The following is an 18,444-nucleotide window of genomic DNA, read 5'->3' on the forward strand; positions in this document are numbered from 1 at the left end:
TCCACCCATGATCGGCCGCAGGAGCCGAGAACCCGATCACGACCTTGGTACCCGGCTTGTCGTTGTCAGTGCCGCCCGCGGCCGCCGCAGGGGCGGCGGCGGAACTGGCAGGAGCCGCAGCGGGCTCGTTGCTGGTGCAGGCGCTGACGAGGGCACCCGCGCCGACGACGGCTCCGCTGACGAGGAACCCTCGCCTGGCGACGCGCTTATCCATATGACTTTCTCCTTCTGGTTTCGGGGGGTCGCGGGCCTCGGCGCGAGAAACGCGTTCCGGGCCTGCGGGCTGGGGCTGCGAGCAGGACCGCGGGCCCGAGGTCGTGGGCCTGAACCGGGCAGGCGCGGTGACCTGCCTACGTTCGCGATTCCAGGCTTCGCCGCTGCAGCAGCACCGCGATCACGATGATCAGTCCCTTGGCGATGAGCTGATCGCTGGTGTTGAGGCCGTTGAGGATGAACAGGTTGGTGATGACCGTGAAGATCAGCAGCCCGAGGATCGAGCCGATGATGGTTCCCCGGCCACCGGTGAGCAAGGTTCCCCCGATGATGACCGCGGCGATCGCGTCGAGCTCGTACAGATCGCCGTGCGTGCTGGAGCCCGTGGTCGTACGGGCCATGATGATCACCGCGGCGATGCCGCAGCACAGGCCGGACAGCGCGTACAGCGTCATCGTGTGACGCCGCACGTTGATGCCGGCGAGACGGGCGGCCTCCGGGTTGCCGCCGACCGCGTAGGTGCGCCGTCCGAAGGTCGTGCGGTTGAGCACGAGCCACCCGATGGCGACCACCAGCGCGAAGATGTAGACCAGCAGAGGCAGGCCGAGCACCCGTGTGGTGGACAGTTCCACGATGGCGCTGTTGTCCGGCTGCACGAGCTGGGTCCTGCGGTCGGACATGCGCTGCGCGAGGCCTCGCGCCGCCACCAGCATGGCGAGCGTCGCGATGAACGGCACCATCCGCCCGTAGGAGATCAGGAAGCCGTTGAGCAGTCCCGCGCCCGTGCCGACCAGGATGGCGCAGATCGCCATCACGACCGGCCCGTACGCCTGCGTGGCGAGCGTCGTCGCCCACACCGACGCGATGGCCATGATCGCCCCGACCGACAGGTCGATGCCGCCGCCGATGATGACGAAGGTCATGCCGACGGTGATGACGCCGATCGTCGAGGCCAGGGCGAGAATGCTGACGAGGTTCGAGGAGGTGGCGAAGCTCTCGGGAGTGGTCACCAGGCCGACCACCGCCAGCAGCGCCAGAGCCACCACCAGGCCGAGATGGCGGGCCTGCCCCACCCGGCCCAGCACACCGGGGCCGGAGGCGGCCGCGGTGGCCCGCGCCTGATCCTCCACGCGGGTGTGCTCGTCGGCGGGCGGCCGAGCCTCCTCGGGCGTGCGGTCGTCCTGAGATGTGCCGCCGCCGGGCGCGCGGTCGTCCTGCGGGGCCGGCTCGCCGACATCGCGCGGAGTGCCGCCGTCCGAGGCGCGTGCGTCCGTCACAGCGCGCTCCCTTCCATGATCATGTCGAGGACGCGCGGCTCGTCGAGATCGCGTGCGTCCGACTCGTGAATGACCTTGCCTTCGCGAAGGACCAGGACCCGATCGGCCAGGCCGAGCACCTCCGGGACCTCGCTGGACACCAACAGCACGCCCACTCCCTCGTCGGCCAGCCGCCGGATCACGGCGTACAGCTCGGCGCGGGCGCCGACGTCGACGCCGCGGGTCGGCTCGTCGAGGATCAGCAGCTTGCGGTCCTCGATGAGCCACCGGGCGAACACGGTCTTCTGCTGGTTGCCGCCCGAGAGGGTCCTGACCGGACGACCCGGGTCGGGGGGGCGGATGTCGAGCGACTTGACCAGGCTCGCGGCCGCGGCGTTCTCTCCCCTGCGGTCCATCCAGCCCAGCCAGGAGTACTTCGTCAGCCCGGCGATGGTGATGTTGCGGGCGACCGTCTCGTTCATCAGCAGGGCCTGTGACTTGCGCTCCTCCGGCGCGAGCCCCATGCCGAGCCGTACGGCCCGGCCGGTGCTGCCGGGCGTCACGGGCCGGCCTTCGAGGAGCACCCGCCCCGCGGCGGCCTTGCGGGCTCCGTAGACGGTCTCGACGATCTCCGACCGGCCGGAGCCGACCAGGCCCGCGAAGCCGACGATCTCGCCCGCCCTCACGCTGAACGAGACGTCGGCGAAGTGGCCGGGCAGCGTCAGGCCTTCGACCTTCAGCACCTCAGGACGGTCGTCGTGCGATCCGGGCGCGGGCCGTGGCGGGAAGACGTACTCCACTTCCCTGCCCGTCATCAGCGACACGACCGTGGAGGTCGGCGTCTCGCGCGCCGGAAGCCCGACGGCGGCCGTCCTGCCGTCCTTGAGCACGGTGACCCGGTCGCCGATCTCGCGGATCTCCTCCAGCCGGTGGGAGATGTAGACGACGGCCACACCCTGCGCGGTCAGGTCCCTGATGACGCGGAACAGGTTGGCCACCTCGTCGTGCGCGAGGGCCGCGGACGGTTCGTCCATGACGATCAGCCGGGCCTTGTGCGACAGGGCCCGCGCCATGCTGACGATCTGCTTTCCCGCCGCGGAGAGCCGCCCGACCTCGGTCGCGGGCCGCATCTCGCCGTGGCCGAGCCGGTTGAGCAGCCCGACGGCGGCCCGGTTCATGTCCCGCTTGCGCGTGAATCCGAACGCGGCGTGCTCGTGGCCGAGGAAGATGTTCTCCGCGATCGACAGCCCGTCGACCAGGTCGAGTTCCTGGTAGATCGTCGAGATGCCCGATTTGATGGCCGCGATGGGCCCGGCGAAGCGCACCGGTTCGCCGCCGAAGGTCACGGTGCCCTCGTCCGGCCGGTGCGCTCCGGCGAGGATCTTGATCAGGGTGGACTTCCCCGCGCCGTTCTGCCCGAGCAGGCAGTGGACCTCGCCCGCCCGGACGTCCAGGTCGACGCCGTCCAGGGCGCGGACGCCGGGGAACTGCTTCACGATCCCGCGCATGATCAGCAGGTCGCTCACGGGGCCTCCGAAGTGGATCGGGTGGGGGGTAGGGGTGGGGAGTAACAAGTCACGGTGCGGGAGAGGCTAGCGGGGTGGGAGAGGCGGGTGAAAGGGTCATTTTCCGGTGAATCGGGGCGGTGGCCCCGGGGGCCGGTCCCGGCACGGGCGGCTATGGGGCGGTGAAGACGTGGTCGCTGATCAGACGTGCGCCCCCGATGACCCCGGCGGCGCCGCCGAGTTCGGAGAGCACGATCGGCAGGTTCCCCGTGGCCAGCGGCAGCGATCTTCGGTAGACGACGCTCCTGATCTCCGCCAGTAGTACGTGGCCCAGTTGGGCCACGCCTCCAGCGATGATCACTAGACCGGGGTTGAAGAAGCTGACCAGGCCGGCCATCACCTGTCCCACCTGCCGTCCGCCGTCCCGGATGAGCTGGATCGCGGCCGGGTCGCCGAGGGTCGCCGCCGCCGCCACGTCCTCGGCGGACAGCTTGCCGCCGAAGGCCAGCCGTTCGGTGAGGTACGGCGACCGCGGGGCGATCCTGACCGCCTCCCTGGCGAGCGCGGCGCCGCCGAAGTAGGCCTCCAGGCAGCCGGTGTTGCCGCACGTGCAGATCGGCCCCTGGTCGTCGACCCGCATGTGGCCGATGTCGCCCGCGCTGCCCGACACGCCCCGGTAGATCTTGCCGTCGACCACGATGCCGCAGCCGATGCCGGTGCCGATCTTGATGAGCAGGAAGTCGTCGACCTGTTTGGCCAGGCCGGTGTGCAGTTCGCCGAGCGCCATGAGGTTCACGTCGTTGTCGACCATGGTGGGACAGCCGAGCTCCTGGCTGACGGCCTCCCTCACCGGGTAGCGGTCCCAGCCGGGCATGATCGGCGGCGAGAACGGCACGCCCTCGCGGAAGCTCACCGGACCGGGCACTCCGATGCCGGCCCCGTGGAGCTGGGTGAACAGCCCCTGCTCGCGGAGCTTGGCGAGCAGCTCCATCGCCACGCCGAGCACCGCCACGGGTCCCTGCCGCACCTCGCACGGCTCGCTCACGTGGCCGAGGATCTCCAGCTCGCCGTTGGTGACCGCCACGTCCACCGAAGTGGCGCCGATGTCGATGCCGGCGAACCGCATCGCGGACGACAGCTTGACCATGCCGGAGCGCCGCCCGCCGCGTGAGGCCGCCAGGCCGGCCTGCTCGACCAGACCTGTCTCGATGAGGCGGTCCAGCTCGAGGTTGAGCTTGGAGCGGGAGAGCGCGATGTCGTCCCCCAGCTCCGCGCGCGACCGGCCGCCATCGCGCAGCAGGCGCAGCAGAGCCGCCTGGTGCACGTTGTCCGGCCGTACGGGCATGCGTTTCACAGCACCTCCGGTTCGGAGTGATGTGACGCTGAAGCTAGTTCACTTCCGCCGTGCTGAAAAGCACTTTTTGATGACGATCCACAACTTTCGCTGTTATCAACAAAAGCTCGTGACCCAGGTCACCCCCGCTGTCCAACCCCTCCCCCCACCGGGGAGCCCCCGCGAACGACGAAGCCGCGCGGTCGCGGGAGACGTCCGTGATCGCGCGGCCCCTTCAGAGCATCGTCGGACGCGTGGTCAGAGCATGGCCTTCATGGAGGCGGTGGCCTGCTCGCCCAAGGTGGTCGGCCGCAGGTAGGGCTCCTCGGCGAGGATGGCCTCCCAGTTGTCGCGGATGGCCTCCACCGTCAGGTCGTCGGTCCGCCAGCCCGGCCCTTCCGCCACGAAGACGCGGGCGATGCGGCCCGCCCCCACGCTGAAGACCTCGCCGCTGGTCTCGCAGCTCTCGTGGGCGAGGAACGCGACGAGCGGGCTCACGCGGTCGGCGGTGAACCTCTCCTCGAACTCGGCCGGCAGCAGGGACTCGGTCATGCGCGTCCAGGCGATCGGCGCGATCGCGTTGGCCTTGATGCCGGCGCGGGCGCCCTCGATGCCCAGGGTCTTGGTCAGCCCCACCAGGCCCATCTTGGCGGTGGAGTAGTTGGCCTGGCCGAAGTTGCCGAACAGGCCGGCGGGCGAGGAGGTGTTGACGATGCGGCCATACTGCTGCTCCTTCATGTGCGGGAACGCCGCCCGGCTCACCAGGAACGAGCCGCGCACGTGCACGGCCAGCACGGCGTCGAACTCCTCCACGGCCATCTTGCCGAGGGACTTGTCCCGCAGGATGCCGGCGTTGTTGACCACGATGTCCACTCGTCCGAACGCGTCGCGGGCGGCCTGGACGACCGCCTCCGCGCCCTCGGGCGTCGCCACGTTGTCGGCGTTGGCGACCGCCTCGCCGCCGTTCTTGGTGATCAACTCGGCCACCTCGGCCGCGGGACCCGCGGACGCGCCGGTGCCGTCGAGCGCGCCGCCGAGGTCGTTGACCACGACCTTGGCGCCGCGTTCGGCCAGCAGGAGCGCGTGCGACCGGCCGAGACCGTGTCCGGCCCCGGTGACGACCGCGACCTTTCCGTCGAACCTGAGTTCCGACATGCCGCCCACCCCTTCGAGGGAATCCAGGAGAATAAGATTCTAGAAAGCTGATCTCAGAATATCGCGCGATGCCGTCATCCCCCAGACCCCCGCGGAACAACCCGCATCCGCACGTAGCGGATAGTGATCGGACGCGGCCGGTTCTGCTAGAGTTTCTGCCCCCCAGGGCGAGGGTCAGCGTCGACCCCTATCTCCGCACGGCCCCGTCCGAGACATGCCGGGCTGGAGGCTCGCATGCCCGCACAGCCGCCTCTCCGCGTGATCCAGTGGGCCACGGGCGCCGTGGGCGGCTACGCACTGCGCAGCCTGATCACCCGGCCCGAGTTCGAGCTCGCCGGGGTGCTCGTGTACGACCCCGACAAGGTCGGCCTGGACGCCGGCGGGCTGGTCGGACTGCCCGAGACCGGCGTCCTGTGCCACGACGACGTCGACCGCGTCATGGCCACCGAGGCCGACTGCGTGCTGCACATGCCCCTGCCCGCCGCCTACTTCGGCGGCCACTACGCCTCCGACCTGCGGACGGTCTGCGCGCTGCTGGCCTCGGGCAAGAACGTCATCACCACCACGGGGTTCATCTACCCGCAGGTGTACGGCGCCGGCGTCGTCGGTCAGCTGGAGGCCGCGTGCGAAGCCGGCGGCACCTCGGTGCACGGCACCGGCATCAACCCCGGCTTCATGAGCGACCTGCTGCCGCTGGCCCTCACCGGCCTGTCGACGCGGCTCGACCACATTTACGTGCGCGAGTCCTCCGACTACCAGGGGCACCCGTCACGGCGGATCGTCATGGACCTGATCGGCTTCGGCCGCCCGCCCAAGGACTACGCGACGACCGTGCGCCCCTTCAGGGCCGTCCAGCGCGCGCTGTTCTCCGAGAGCGTCCAGCTCGTCGCGGAGGCGCTCGGCGTCAAGCTCGACGAGGTCGAAGAGACCGACGAGTACGAGCTGGCGGCCGAGCAGCTGGAGATCACCGCCGGCGTCATCCGTCCCGGCACGGTCTGCGCCTCGCGGTGGATCTTCTCGGGGCTGGTGCGGGGACGACCGTTCATGACGGTGGAGTGCGTCTACAAGGCCGACGCCGCCAAGGTCCGCCGGTGGCCCGAGCCGGGCTTCGCCATCCACATCGAGGGTCGCCCGCAGTTCATGCTCAAGATCGACGAGATGTCCCACGGGCTGGCGGGCGCCGCCGCGCACGCGGTCAACTCGATCGCCGCGGTGTGCGCGGCCCCGCCCGGCATCCGCACCCTCCTCGACCTCCCCATGGCCACCGGCCGCAACACCACCCGCCTCCCCTGACCGGCCGGCCTCGCGGTCACGACAGGTGCTGGATGATCTGGGCGAGCAGGGCCTTCTGCGCGGTCGCGGTGGCGCGGGCGAGCCGGACGGTCCTGGCGTCCTTGCCCTCGGCGCCGGCCTTCTCGGCGAGCCGCACGCCGTAGTCGGTGTGCCGGGCGAGCGTCGTGAGCCAGAGGCGGTCGAACTCGGCGCCCGACCTGCCCTTGAGCAGCAGCAACCGGGCGGGGGACAGCATGCCCTCCATCTGGTGCACCGGCGGGTTGCCGGAGTCCGGCACCGAGAACTCCCAGGTCCTCAGCGAGCCGGCCAGCACGTCGATCTGGGCGCCCTCCTCTTTGACGATCCGGTCCGCCAGGCCGCGCACGAACGGGTCACGGCTGCGGCCTGGGACGAGCCGCGCCATCGTGATCGCCTGCCGGTAGTGCAGGATCATCTCCCGCGAGAACAGCACGTCCGTCAGGTTGTAGGGGATGGCGTAGGTCGCGGCCACCGAGACGGCACGGCCGCCGGACGCCGAGGCGCACCCGGTGAGACCGGTCACCCCGCACACGCCCAGCAACGCGGCGAGCGCGACCGCTGGAATGCCCGACGTCCTGCCCATGCTGCGTCCACCTCGCCCTTGTGCCGTTCTCACCGCGCCGCGCGCGACATCCCCACGGCTGGTTCGTACCGGGATACGAGCATTCGGCGCGCGGCGTTCACCGGAAAGGCGAAGCCGCCGGCTCGTCCGCCGGGTGCCACAGGTCTGGCTCGTCCTCCCTCGCGCCGGGGACCCGGCGGACCCGTCCCCGCGCCTCCAGGTACACCAGGTGGGCGAGGGTCTCGTTCGTGGCGGCCCTGCGCATGAACGCCGGGATCGTCTCCCACGGCCGTGACCAGGTGAGCCGGGTGGTGATGTCCCAGCACGCCGCCCCCCGCGACCCGGCCACCGCCGCCTCGATCTCCGCGAGCCGGCGGACATGGTGCGCGGTCACGTAGTCGACCCGGTCGGCGAGCTCCAGGAAGCGGAACTCGTGCGCGGGCAGCACCTCGTCCACCGCGAGATCCCTGACCGACGCCAGGGCGGCGAGGTAGTCGGCGAGCGGGTCCGGCGCCGACTGCGAGTGGACCGCGACGATCGGCGTGATCCTCGCCAGCACGTGGTCGCCGGAGAACAGCACCCGCCGGGACGGGGAGTAGAAGCACAGGTGCCCCGGCGAGTGCCCGGGAGTCCAGGCGGCGCGCAGGTCCCATCCGGGCAGGTCGAGGACCTCCCCGTCCTCGATCAGCCTGTCGGGCCCGGCCATCGTCACGTACTGCCGGATCATCTTGGACGCCCCGCTCAGCTCGTCCACGCTGACCGGCGGCACGCCGCCGCGCACGAGCTGCGCCCGCTCGCGCTCGACCAGCGCGTCGATCCTCGACTCGTCGTAGCGCTCGTGGAGCAGCGCGGCGTCCGCCTCGTGCAGGCCGATCCACGCGCCGGACGCCTCCCGGACCCGCCCGGCCAGGCCGTAGTGGTCGGGGTGGATGTGGGTCACCAGCACCGCGCGCACGTCGGTCATCGCGTACCCCGCCACGCCGAGGCCGCCGGCGAGCGCCGCGTACGCCTCCTCGGTGTTCCAGCCCGCGTCGATGATGGCGACACCGCCGGGAAGCTCCAGCGCGTACACCAGGACGTACCTCAGGGGATTGACCGGGATCGGCACCGGGATGGACCACAGCCCCGGACGCACCTGTTCGACCTCGGGCATGGCCCCGCCGAGCCAGGCGTCCCGCTGCGCCGGGTTGGCCGGGGTCACCCGCCTGCCCGGCTCGGCCGCCGCGTCCCGCGCCGCCTCGACGGCGGGCCCCGCCCCCTGCTCGCCCATTCGCGCTCCCTCCGGACTTCGACGCCTGCCGCCGGCACCGGCATCCGCGACCGGCCCGACGTCCACGATTGTGCACCGGCCACCGAATGTTGTTCTACTCGGGGGTGGTCGCCGCCGGTCTAGGCGGGCTCCGGTTCCTCTTCGCGGACGAGCTCGTGCCCGGCCCGCGGCCCGGCTCCGGCCGGCGGGAGCCGCAGGTACAGCGGGGCGGAGAGCAGCAGCACCCCGGCCGCGACCCACCATGCGGCGGCCGTGCCCGCCCTTTCCGCCAGCAGGCCGAGGCCGAGGGAGCCGGCCAGGCCGCCGAGCTGGAGCTGCAGCGAGTCGACCGACATCAGGGTGGCGCGCCGCGAGGAGGCGACCCGCTGGTGCAGCATCTCGGCGCGCATGATCTCGGCGACGGAGACCGCCGCGAACATGACGACGTAGGCGCCGCCGGCCGCCACGATGCCCGCCGTCCCGGACAGCGCCACCGAGGCCGCCAGGAAGGCCAGCGCCACCGCGCCGGCCACCGTGCCCGCGACCGCCGCCGCGACCGGCCCGCGCATCAGCCGGGCCGCCCGGGGAGCGAGCCAGGCCCCGAGGCCGCTGGCGCCGAACCCGGCCGCGGCGACGAGCGCGTACACCGAGCCACCGGATTCCACCGTGCCGGTGAGCGCCGCCAGCCTGCCCGGGGTGAGCATCTCGACGGCGCTGAGCCCGACGCCGAGGACGCACGCCATGAACACCAGGCGGCGCAGCCCGGCGCGGGTGAACGCCAGTTCAAGGCCCGAGCCGACGGTGACCGGCACGTCCCGCAGCACCGACCTGAGCGAAGGACGCGGGCGCGGCGGCTCGGGCATCGCGAAGAGCACGACGACGAACAGCACGGCCGCCGCCCCCGCCGAGGCGACCATGGAGGCGGCCAGGCCGCCGGGCGCCAGAAGCGGCAGGAAACCGCCGATGAGGGTGGCGACGCACAGCGCCGCCGACCCCATGGCCTCCCCCCTGCCCAGGCCCGGCTTGAGATCGGCCTCGGGCCCCTCGGCCGCGTGCAAGGTGTCGACGTACCAGGCCTCGGCCGGCCCGCTGGAGAGCGCACGCGCGACGCCCTTGAACACCGCCACCACGACGAAGGCCCAGAACGAGCCGGCCACGGCCATCAGGCTCATGGCCACGACGCTGAACAGGGCGGAGGCGGCGAGCACGACCCGCCGGCCGAGGACGTCGGCCAGACCGCCGGTGGGCAGCTCCAGGACCGCGGCGGCGACCGAGAAGACGGCGGTCACGACGCCCACCTGCGCGAGGTCGAGCCCGCGGGAGGTCATCAGCAGGACCATCGACGCCAGCATCAGGCCGGTCGGGAACCACGTCAGGAAGCTGACGAGCAGGTAGCGCCGCAGCGCGGCGCCGGCGGAGAGCGCGCCGCGGCCGGAGGCGGCGGGGCGGCCGGCGCTCATGCCGCGCACCCCCCGCCCGGGAAGGCCGCGGCGGCGGGGCTGTCGGCGCTCATTTGACGAACCTCCTGATCGGGAAGGCGGCGAAGTGCAGCATGACCCGCTCGGCGGCGGGGTCGGCGGCGTCGGCGGCCTCCATCTCCTTGACCATCGCCTGGACGCGCCGGTACAGGAGCTTGAGCGACGCGGGCGTGAGCCGCGCCAGGTCGTCCGACTGGCCGGCGGCGTCGATCCATTCCGGGCCCCAGGCGTCGCGCTCGCGCTCGAACGCCTCACGGTTGGCCATCAGCACCTCTGTCTGCCTGTCGCGCATGAATCCCGCGGCCTCCCGGCCCTCGGCGGTGCCGCCGATCTCCAGCTCGCTCCACGAGGTGTAGACGTGGACGGACCGCCAGCGGCGCTCGCGCGCGTCGCGCTGTTCGGGATCCTGCTCGACGAAGCCGTATCGCGCGAGCTGCCGCAGGTGGTAGCTGGTCGAGCCGGAGCTCTCGCCGAACCTCGTGGCCAGTTCGGTGGCCGTTGCCGGCCCGTCGACGCGCAGCGCGCCCAGCAACCGCACGCGCAGCGGATGGGCCACGGCTTTCAGTGCCTGCGGATCGCTCACCCGGTAGGTGTCGGAGTCCTCGCTCATATCGCAAAGATACCTTTGCAAAGCTGACTTTGCAAAGGTATCTTTGCCGTATTCGACGCGATGATCCCCTCACTCCTCGCGACCTGGATGCCTGAAACTTTCAGCGGGACGCCGCAGCGGCCGCAGACCGGCGACCGGCGACGCGGCGACCTCCGAGAGGCAGTCCGCACACCTCGGGGACCGGCGGGCGTCACACCGGTGACCGACCCCGGCCGCGCCCGATCGCGCGGCGGCCACAAGGGCGGCACCGTTCCATTGACGGTCCGGACACGCATTGGAAACATCACGGGAACCGTCGTCTTGGGAGCGCTCCCACACGCGTTCTCGCAGACGCTCCGACCTTGACACCTGGGGAAATCGCGTGATCAGACCATCCCGGCGGTGGGCGGCCTCACTGGCCGTCACCGCGGCGGCCGCGCTGGCCGCGTCCGCCCTTTCCAGTCCGGCCGCCCAAGCGTCCGGTACGAACACGACGCCCGCGAAGGCGCGGACCGCCGCCGCGAGCGCCGCCGCCCTCGACGGACCCGAGCAGATCCGCAACGGGACCTTCGACAGCGGCAGCGACCCCTGGTGGCACACCGAGAACATCACCTTCGACACCACCGGCGGGAAGCTCTGCGCCGACATCCCCGGCGGCACGATCAACCCGTGGGACGTCATCATCGGCCAGAACGACATCCCCCTGGTCCAGGGCGAGACCTACGCGTACGGCTTCTCCGCCTCCGCCGACCCGGCGAAGGTCGGCCGGGCGCTGGTGCAGTTGCCCGTCGACCCGTACACGGCGTACCTGACCGCCAACCCCGAGCTCACCCCGGACGGCGGCGACCACGCCTTCACCTTCACCTCGCCGGTCGACCTGGCCACCGGCCAGGTGGTGTTCCAGCTCGGCGGCAGCGCCACGCCATGGCGGTTCTGCCTGGACAACGTGAGCCTCAAGGGCGGCGCCGAGCCGGAGGTGTACGTTCCGGACACCGGCCCGCGCGTCCGCGTCAACCAGGTGGCCTACCTGCCGAAGGGCCCGAAGAACGCCACCGTGGTCACCGAGGCGGCCGCCGCCCTGCCCTGGCGGCTGAAGAACTCCGCCGGCAAGGTCGTCGCCTCCGGCGCCTCCACTCCGCGCGGCGTCGACGCCAGCTCCGGGCAGAACGTCCACTCCATCGACTTCGGCGCCTACACCAAGCCGGGCGCCGGTTACACGCTGACGGCCGACGGCGAGACCAGCCGGCCGTTCGACATCGGCGCCGGCGCGTACGAGACCCTGCGCTCCGACGCGCTGAAGTTCTACTACCCGCAGCGCAGCGGCATCGCGATCAGTGACGACCTGCGCCCCGGCTACGGCCGTCCCGCCGGCCACGTCGGCGTCGCGCCGAACCAGGGCGACACGACCGTCCCCTGCCAGCCCGGGGTCTGCGACTACACCCTGGACGTCTCCGGCGGCTGGTACGACGCGGGCGACCACGGCAAGTACGTCGTCAACGGCGGCATCTCGGTCGCCCAGCTGATGAGCGAGTTCGAGCGCACCAAGAACGCCCCGACGGCCAAGCCCCTGGGCGACGGCGCGCTCCGGCTGCCGGAGAGCGGCAACGGCGTCCCCGACATCCTGGACGAGGCCCGCTGGGAGCAGGAGTTCCTGCTGAAGATGCAGGTCCCCGACGGCAAGCCGTACGCGGGCATGGCCCACCACAAGATCCACGACCAGGCCTGGACCGGGCTGCCGACGCTGCCGCACCTCGACCCGCAGAAGCGCGAGCTGCACCCCGTCTCGACCGCCGCCACGCTGAACCTGGCCGCGACCGCCGCCCAGGCCGCCCGGCTGTTCGCCCCCTACGACGCGGCGTTCGCGGCCAAGAACCTGACCGCCGCCCGCAAGGCCTGGGCCGCCGCCAAGGCCAACCCCGGCCGGCTCGCCTCGCCCTCCGACGGCACCGGCGGCGGGACCTACGACGACGCCGACGTCAGCGACGAGTTCTACTGGGCCGCGGCCGAGCTGTACATCACGACCGGCGAGAAGGAGTTCAACGACTACGTGCTCGCGTCGCCGCTGCACACCGCCGACATCTGGGGCGAGCGCGGCTTCGACTGGGGCCACGTCGCCCAGCTCGGCCGCCTGGACCTCGCCACGGTGCCGAACGCGCTGCCCGGCCGCGACCAGGTGCGCGCCTCCGTGGTCGCCGGCGCGGACAAGTACCTGGCGACGCTCACCGCGCACCCGTACGGCGTGCCCTACAACCCGCCCACCTACGACTGGGGCTCCAACAACCTCGTGCTCAACAACATGGTGGTCATGGCCGCGGCCTACGACATCACCGGCACGCGCAAGTACCGCGACGGCGTGCTGCAGGGCATCGACTACATCTTCGGCCGCAACGCGCTGAACCAGTCGTACGTCACCGGGTACGGCGAGGTGAGCTCGCACAACCAGCACAGCCGGTGGTACACCCACCAGCTCGACGCCACGCTGCCGAACCCGCCCAAGGGCACCCTGGCCGGCGGCCCGAACTCCGGCATCCAGGACCCGCTCGCCGCGGAGAAGCTGAAGAACTGCAAGCCGCAGTTCTGCTACATCGACGACATCAACTCCTGGGCCACCAACGAGCTGACGATCAACTGGAACTCGCCGCTGTCGTGGGTCTCGGCGTTCGTCGCCGACCAGGGCGACGGCACCGTGAAGGCCCCCGGCACGTGCCAGGTCACCTACACCACGCACGGCCAGTGGCCCAGCGGCTTCACCACCCAGGTCACCGTCAAGAACACCGGCGGCACGACGGTGGACGGCTGGAGCCTCAAGTGGTCGTTCCTCGGCGGGCAGAAGGCCGGCCAGTCCTGGAACGCCGGGCTCACCCAGAGCGGCGCGACCGTCACCGCGAAGAACGTGTCCACCAACTCCAAGATCAGGCCGGGACAGTCGATCACGTTCGGCTTCCTCGGCACCACCTCCGGCGGCGCCAACCCCAACCCCGACCTGTTCACCCTCAACGGCGCCGCCTGCGCCTGACCCCTTCCCTTCCCGCCCCGATCGCCCCTGACCCGGCCGGCCGCCTCCCCCGGCCGGCCGGGAACGGGCCCGCAGCGGCAGGCGTTATGGTCGTGCGCATGATCGGAGCCATCTGGGTCGACGAGGCGGTCACCCTCCTGCGGCCGGACTTCCACGTCCTCGCCATCGGCGCGTACGGCCTGCGCAACGGGCCGTCCGACGAGCGTTCGCGCGCGTGGCTGGCCGAGGCGGCGGCGACCGCGGCGCGGCCCGACCACGAGAAGATCCTGGCCTGGCAGGACGCCTACCGGGCCTTCGGCGCCAAGCCACAGCGCACCCGCCCCTCGGTCGACGCGCTGGTGCGCCGGATGCCGCCTCCCGAGATCAACCTGGTCGTGGACGCCTACAACTCGGTCAGCATCCGCCATGTCCTGCCCGTCGGCGGCGAGGACCTGGCGCACTACGAGGGCACGGCAAGGCTCGTCCGGGCGAGCGGCGACGAGCCGTTCGACGCCGTCGAGAAGGGGGAGACGGTCATCGACCATCCCGAGATCGGCGAGGTGGTCTGGCGGGACGACCGCGGGGTCACCTGCCGCAGGTGGAACTGGCGCCAGTGCGTGCGCACCCGCATCACCGAGAGCACCGTGGACGCGCTGTTCCTGCTCGAGCGGCTCGCGCCGATGTCGCTGGAGGAGCTGTCGGCGGCGGAGGACGAGCTCCGCGGCCTGCTGCGCGAGATCACGCCCAGCGTGCGCGTCGAGTCACGGCTCGTGGGCCCCGCCTGAACTCCCGCCCTGTCCGCGCCGGGCCACGGCTCGTGGGCCCGCCTGTCCTTCCGCCATGTCCGCGCCCGCGCAAACCCGCCGGGCGGGCATGTGGCGACGCCGCGAGAGCGACGGTCCTGAAGGTGAGCATGGCCTCACCCCCCGGACTGACTACCTGGGCGTGACCAGTTTGAACGGTCCTGGGATGATCGGGCGTGAGCCCGGCCACAGAGCGCACACGTTACTTCTGCGGGCGAGTAGCCTTGGACAGGTTCTTCAATCAACAACGCCGATCTGCGGAAGAGGGCGATTTCCGCCGTGTCGTCTGAGTCGTCGCGGACAAACCCCATGACCAACTTTGGCCAGAACGAGTGGCTTGTCGACGAGCTGTACCAGAAGTACCTCCAGGACCCCGAGTCTGTCGACCGCGCCTGGTGGAACTTCTTCGCTGATTACAACCCCAACTCCGGCACGAGCCGCACGCAGGCGCCCGAGGGGTCCAACGGCACGACGGCCGACGCCGCAGCCGCGACCGCGACCGCACCGCCGCCGCAGCCCGCGCCGGCGAAGGCCGTTCCCCCGGCCGCCCCGACGACTCCGGCTCCTAGCGCGCAGCCCCAAAAGGCCAAGCCCGCGCCGGCCACCCCGTCCGGCGCCGAAGAGGTGCGGCTGCGCGGGGCGGCCGCCCGCACCGCGCAGAACATGGACCTCAGCCTGGCGGTCCCCACCGCCACGAGCGTCCGCGTGGTCCCAGCGAAGCTGCTCATCGACAACCGCATCGTCATCAACAACCACCTCTCCCGCGGTCGCGGCGGCAAGGTGTCGTTCACTCATCTCATCGGGTTCGCCATAGTCAAGGCGCTCGCCGCGATGCCTGACATGAACCACTCCTATGCCGAGATCGACGGCAAGCCGACGCTGATCAAGCCCGAGCACGTCGGCCTGGGCCTCGCCATCGACGTGCAGAAGAGCGACGGCACCCGCCAGCTCCTCGTCCCGTCGATCAAGAACGCCGGAACGTTCGACTTCCGCCAGTTCTGGACCGCCTACGAAGAGATCGTCCGCAAGGCCCGCAGCGGCAAGCTCGGCGTGGACGACTTCGCGGGCACGACGATCAGCCTGACCAACCCCGGCACCATCGGCACCGTCCATTCGGTCCCGCGCCTGATGCCGGGCCAGGGCACGATCATCGGCGTCGGCGCGATGGAGTATCCCGCCGAATACCAGGGCGCCTCCCCCGAGACGCTCAACCGCCTGGCGGTCAGCAAGGTCATGACGCTGACCAGCACCTACGACCACCGCATCATCCAGGGTGCGCAGTCGGGCGACTTCCTGCGCCGCATCCACCAGCTCCTGCTCGGCCAGGACGGCTTCTACGACGAGGTCTTCCAGTCGCTGCGCATCCCCTACGAGCCGGTCCGCTGGGTCCAGGACATCTCGGCCACCCACGACGACGACGTCGCCAAGTCGGCCCGCGTCATCGAGCTGATCCACGCCTACCGCGTGCGCGGCCACCTCATGGCCGACACCGACCCGCTCGAGTACAACCAGCGCAAGCACCCCGACCTGGACATCAAGTCGCACGGCCTCACCCTGTGGGACCTCGAGCGCGAGTTCGCCACCGGCGGCTTCGGCGGCAGGCCGCTGATGAAGCTGCGCGACATCCTCGGCGTGCTGCGCGACTCCTACTGCCGCACGGTCGGCATCGAGTACATGCACATCCAGAACCCCGAAGAGCGGGCCTGGATCCAGAGCATGGTCGAAAAGCCGCACGCCCGGCCGAGCCGCGAAGAGCAGTTGCACATCCTTCGCCGGCTCAACACCGCCGAGGCGTTCGAGACCTTCCTCCAGACCAAGTACGTCGGGCAGAAGCGCTTCTCGCTGGAGGGCGGCGAGTCCCTGATCCCGCTGCTCGACTCGGTGATCAGCGACGCCGCCGACGAGGAGCTCGACGAGGTCGTCATCGGCATGGCCCACCGCGGCCGGCTGAACGTCCTCGCCAACATCGTCGGCAAGTCCTACGCCCAGGTGTTCGGCGAGTTCGAGGGCAATCTCGACCCGCGCAGCGCCCACGGCTCGGGTGACGTGAAGTACCACCTCGGCGCGTCCGGCGACTTCACCACGCCCCGCGGCAAGAAGATCGCCGCGTCGGTGGTGGCCAACCCCTCCCACCTGGAGGCCGTCGACCCGGTGCTCGAAGGCGTCGTCCGCGCCAAGCAGGACCTCCTCGAGCGCGGCGAAGAGGGCTTCACCGTCCTGCCGGTGCTCGTGCACGGCGACGCGGCCTTCGCCGGGCAGGGCGTGGTGGCCGAGACGCTCCACCTGTCGCAGCTGCGCGGCTACCGCACGGGCGGCACGGTGCACGTCGTGGTGAACAACCAGGTCGGCTTCACCACCTCCCCCGCCTCCTCCCGCTCAAGCGTGTACGCCACCGACGTGGCGCGTATGATCCAGGCGCCGATCTTCCACGTCAACGGCGACGACCCCGAGGCCGTGGTCCGCGTGGGGCAGCTGGCCTACGAGTACCGCAAGAAGTTCCGCAAGGACGTCGTCATCGACCTGGTCTGCTACCGCCGCCGCGGGCACAACGAGGCCGACAACCCGAGCTTCACCCAGCCCCTGATGTACGACCTGATCGACGCGAAGCGCTCGATCCGGAAGCTGTACACCGAGGCGCTGATCGGGCGCGGCGACATCACGGTCGAAGAGGCCGAGCAGGCGCTGCGCGACTACCAGGAGCAGCTCGAGCGGGCCTTCACCGAGACGCGTGAGGCCGGCAAGAAGCCCCTGGAGCCGGGCGCGGTCGTCAAGCCGGCCCCCGACGAGGTGGTGCCGTGGTCGCACGACGACACCCCGTCCGCGATCTCCGAAGAGACGATCAAGCGGGTCGTCGAGACGCAGCTCACCCTGCCCGAGGGCTTCACGGTGCACCCGCGTCTGGCCCCGGTGCTGCAACGCCGCGGCCAGATGATCACCGAGGACGCCGTCGACTGGGCCATGGGCGAGACGCTGGCCTTCGGCTCCCTGCTGATCGACGGCCATCCGGTCCGCCTCGTCGGGCAGGACTCCCGCCGGGGCACCTTCGGCCAGCGGCACGCCGTGCTGGTCGACCGGGTCACCGGCGAGGACCACACGCCGCTGAAGGCCTTCAACCAGGGCACCACGAAGTTCTACGTCTACGACTCCCTGCTGTCGGAGTTCGCGGCCATGGGCTTCGAGTACGGCTACAGCGTCGTGCGACCGGACGCCCTGGTCGCCTGGGAGGCGCAGTTCGGCGACTTCGCCAACGGCGCGCAGTCGATCATCGACGAGTTCATCTCGTCCGGCGAGCAGAAGTGGGGCCAGCGCTCCTCGGTCGTGCTGCTGCTGCCGCACGGCTACGAGGGCCAGGGGCCCGACCACTCCTCCGCCCGCATCGAGCGGTTCCTGCAGATGTGCGCGCTGGACAACATGACGGTCGCCCAGCCGACCACGCCGGCGAACTACTTCCACCTGCTGCGCTGGCAGGTGCTGTCGAACCGCCGCAGGCCGCTGATCGTCTTCACGCCGAAGTCCCTGCTGAGGCACAAGGCGGCGGCCTCGGCGACCGCCGAGTTCACCTCCGGCGCCTTCCGCCCGGTGATCGGCGACGCCACCGTCACCCCGTCGAACGTCAGGCGCGTGGTGCTCTGCTCCGGCAGGGTCTACTACGACCTGGCGGCCGCCCGTGACAAGCAGGAGCGCACGGACGTGGCGGTCGTGCGGCTCGAGCGCATCTACCCGTTCCCGGCCGAAGAGCTGCGCGCCGAGCTGTCGCGCTACGGCGCGGACACCGAACTGGTCTGGGCGCAGGACGAGCCCATCAACATGGGCCCGTGGCCGTACCTCACCCTGAAGTTCACCGAGGAGCCCGGCCTGCTCGACGGCCGGCGGCTGCGCCGGGTGTCGCGTGCGGCCAACTCCTCCCCGGCGGCCGGCTCGCACGCCACGCACGACGCCGAGATCGAGCACATCGTCGCCGAGGCTCTCGGCTGACCGATCACGCCGGTCATCCG

12 protein-coding genes and 1 pseudogene are annotated in these 18,444 nt (G+C 71.1%); 4 read left to right on the forward strand and 9 right to left on the reverse strand.

The window, feature by feature from the left end; genetic code table 11:
• From ACFO60_RS35255 to ACFO60_RS35275, 5 genes and pseudogenes are all read right to left on the reverse strand, one after another.
• Positions 1–214, reverse strand: a pseudogene (locus tag ACFO60_RS35255) (sugar ABC transporter substrate-binding protein); the annotation flags it as partial.
• Between the two features lie 136 nt (positions 215–350).
• A complete protein-coding gene (locus ACFO60_RS35260) occupies positions 351–1,490 on the reverse strand; it encodes an ABC transporter permease (RefSeq protein ID WP_380849785.1) in 1,140 nt (379 codons plus the stop codon).
• Complete coding sequence (locus ACFO60_RS35265) at positions 1,487–2,995, reverse strand: sugar ABC transporter ATP-binding protein (protein WP_380849788.1); 1,509 nt, start codon at positions 2,993–2,995, stop codon at positions 1,487–1,489. Before ACFO60_RS35265 ends, ACFO60_RS35260 begins: the two co-directional genes overlap by 4 nt.
• Before the next feature lie 151 nt (positions 2,996–3,146).
• Positions 3,147–4,319, reverse strand: coding sequence for an ROK family transcriptional regulator (locus ACFO60_RS35270; protein WP_380849791.1), 1,173 nt, complete (start codon positions 4,317–4,319; stop codon positions 3,147–3,149).
• 246 nt (positions 4,320–4,565) lie between these two features.
• Entirely contained in the window at positions 4,566–5,462 is an 897-nt protein-coding gene (locus ACFO60_RS35275; protein ID WP_380849794.1) for an SDR family oxidoreductase, read from the reverse strand.
• Positions 5,463–5,696: 234 nt separating this feature from the next.
• On the opposite strand from ACFO60_RS35275, the gene ACFO60_RS35280 reads away from it, so the two are divergent.
• Positions 5,697–6,755: an NAD(P)H-dependent amine dehydrogenase family protein gene (locus tag ACFO60_RS35280; RefSeq protein ID WP_380849797.1), complete on the forward strand. Its 1,059-nt coding sequence runs from the start codon at positions 5,697–5,699 to the stop codon at positions 6,753–6,755.
• Between the two features lie 16 nt (positions 6,756–6,771).
• Here ACFO60_RS35280 and ACFO60_RS35285 read toward each other — a convergent pair whose 3' ends face one another.
• From ACFO60_RS35285 to ACFO60_RS35300, 4 genes are all read right to left on the reverse strand, one after another.
• Positions 6,772–7,356 carry a DUF305 domain-containing protein gene (locus ACFO60_RS35285; RefSeq protein WP_380849800.1) on the reverse strand — a complete coding sequence of 195 codons (585 nt, stop codon included), beginning with the start codon at positions 7,354–7,356 and terminating at the stop codon, positions 6,772–6,774.
• Between the two features lie 97 nt (positions 7,357–7,453).
• The gene (locus ACFO60_RS35290) at positions 7,454–8,605 is read right to left on the reverse strand and encodes an MBL fold metallo-hydrolase (RefSeq protein WP_380849803.1); all 1,152 of its coding nucleotides are present in this window, start codon (positions 8,603–8,605) and stop codon (positions 7,454–7,456) included.
• Between the two features lie 119 nt (positions 8,606–8,724).
• Positions 8,725–10,044, reverse strand: coding sequence for an MFS transporter (locus tag ACFO60_RS35295; RefSeq protein ID WP_380849806.1), 1,320 nt, complete (start codon positions 10,042–10,044; stop codon positions 8,725–8,727).
• Between the two features lie 49 nt (positions 10,045–10,093).
• Positions 10,094–10,672 carry a winged helix-turn-helix domain-containing protein gene (locus tag ACFO60_RS35300; protein ID WP_380849809.1) on the reverse strand — a complete coding sequence of 193 codons (579 nt, stop codon included), beginning with the start codon at positions 10,670–10,672 and terminating at the stop codon, positions 10,094–10,096.
• A 361-nt stretch (positions 10,673–11,033) separates the two neighbouring features.
• Between ACFO60_RS35300 and ACFO60_RS35305 the strand changes: the two genes are divergently transcribed.
• The 3 genes from ACFO60_RS35305 (at position 11,034) to ACFO60_RS35315 (ending at position 18,424) form a co-directional block, all read left to right on the forward strand.
• Positions 11,034–13,667 carry a glycoside hydrolase family 9 protein gene (locus ACFO60_RS35305; protein WP_380849812.1) on the forward strand — a complete coding sequence of 878 codons (2,634 nt, stop codon included), beginning with the start codon at positions 11,034–11,036 and terminating at the stop codon, positions 13,665–13,667.
• 98 nt (positions 13,668–13,765) lie between these two features.
• On the forward strand, positions 13,766–14,431 hold the full coding sequence (locus ACFO60_RS35310) for a B3/B4 domain-containing protein (protein ID WP_380849814.1): 666 nt from the start codon (positions 13,766–13,768) through the stop codon (positions 14,429–14,431).
• Positions 14,432–14,728: 297 nt separating this feature from the next.
• Positions 14,729–18,424: a multifunctional oxoglutarate decarboxylase/oxoglutarate dehydrogenase thiamine pyrophosphate-binding subunit/dihydrolipoyllysine-residue succinyltransferase subunit gene (locus ACFO60_RS35315; RefSeq protein WP_380849816.1), complete on the forward strand. Its 3,696-nt coding sequence runs from the start codon at positions 14,729–14,731 to the stop codon at positions 18,422–18,424.
• Positions 18,425–18,444: the final 20 nt, after the last annotated feature.

This window comes from Sphaerisporangium dianthi, from assembly GCF_042654065.1.
Classification (GTDB): Bacteria; Actinomycetota; Actinomycetes; order Streptosporangiales; family Streptosporangiaceae; genus Sphaerisporangium; species Sphaerisporangium dianthi.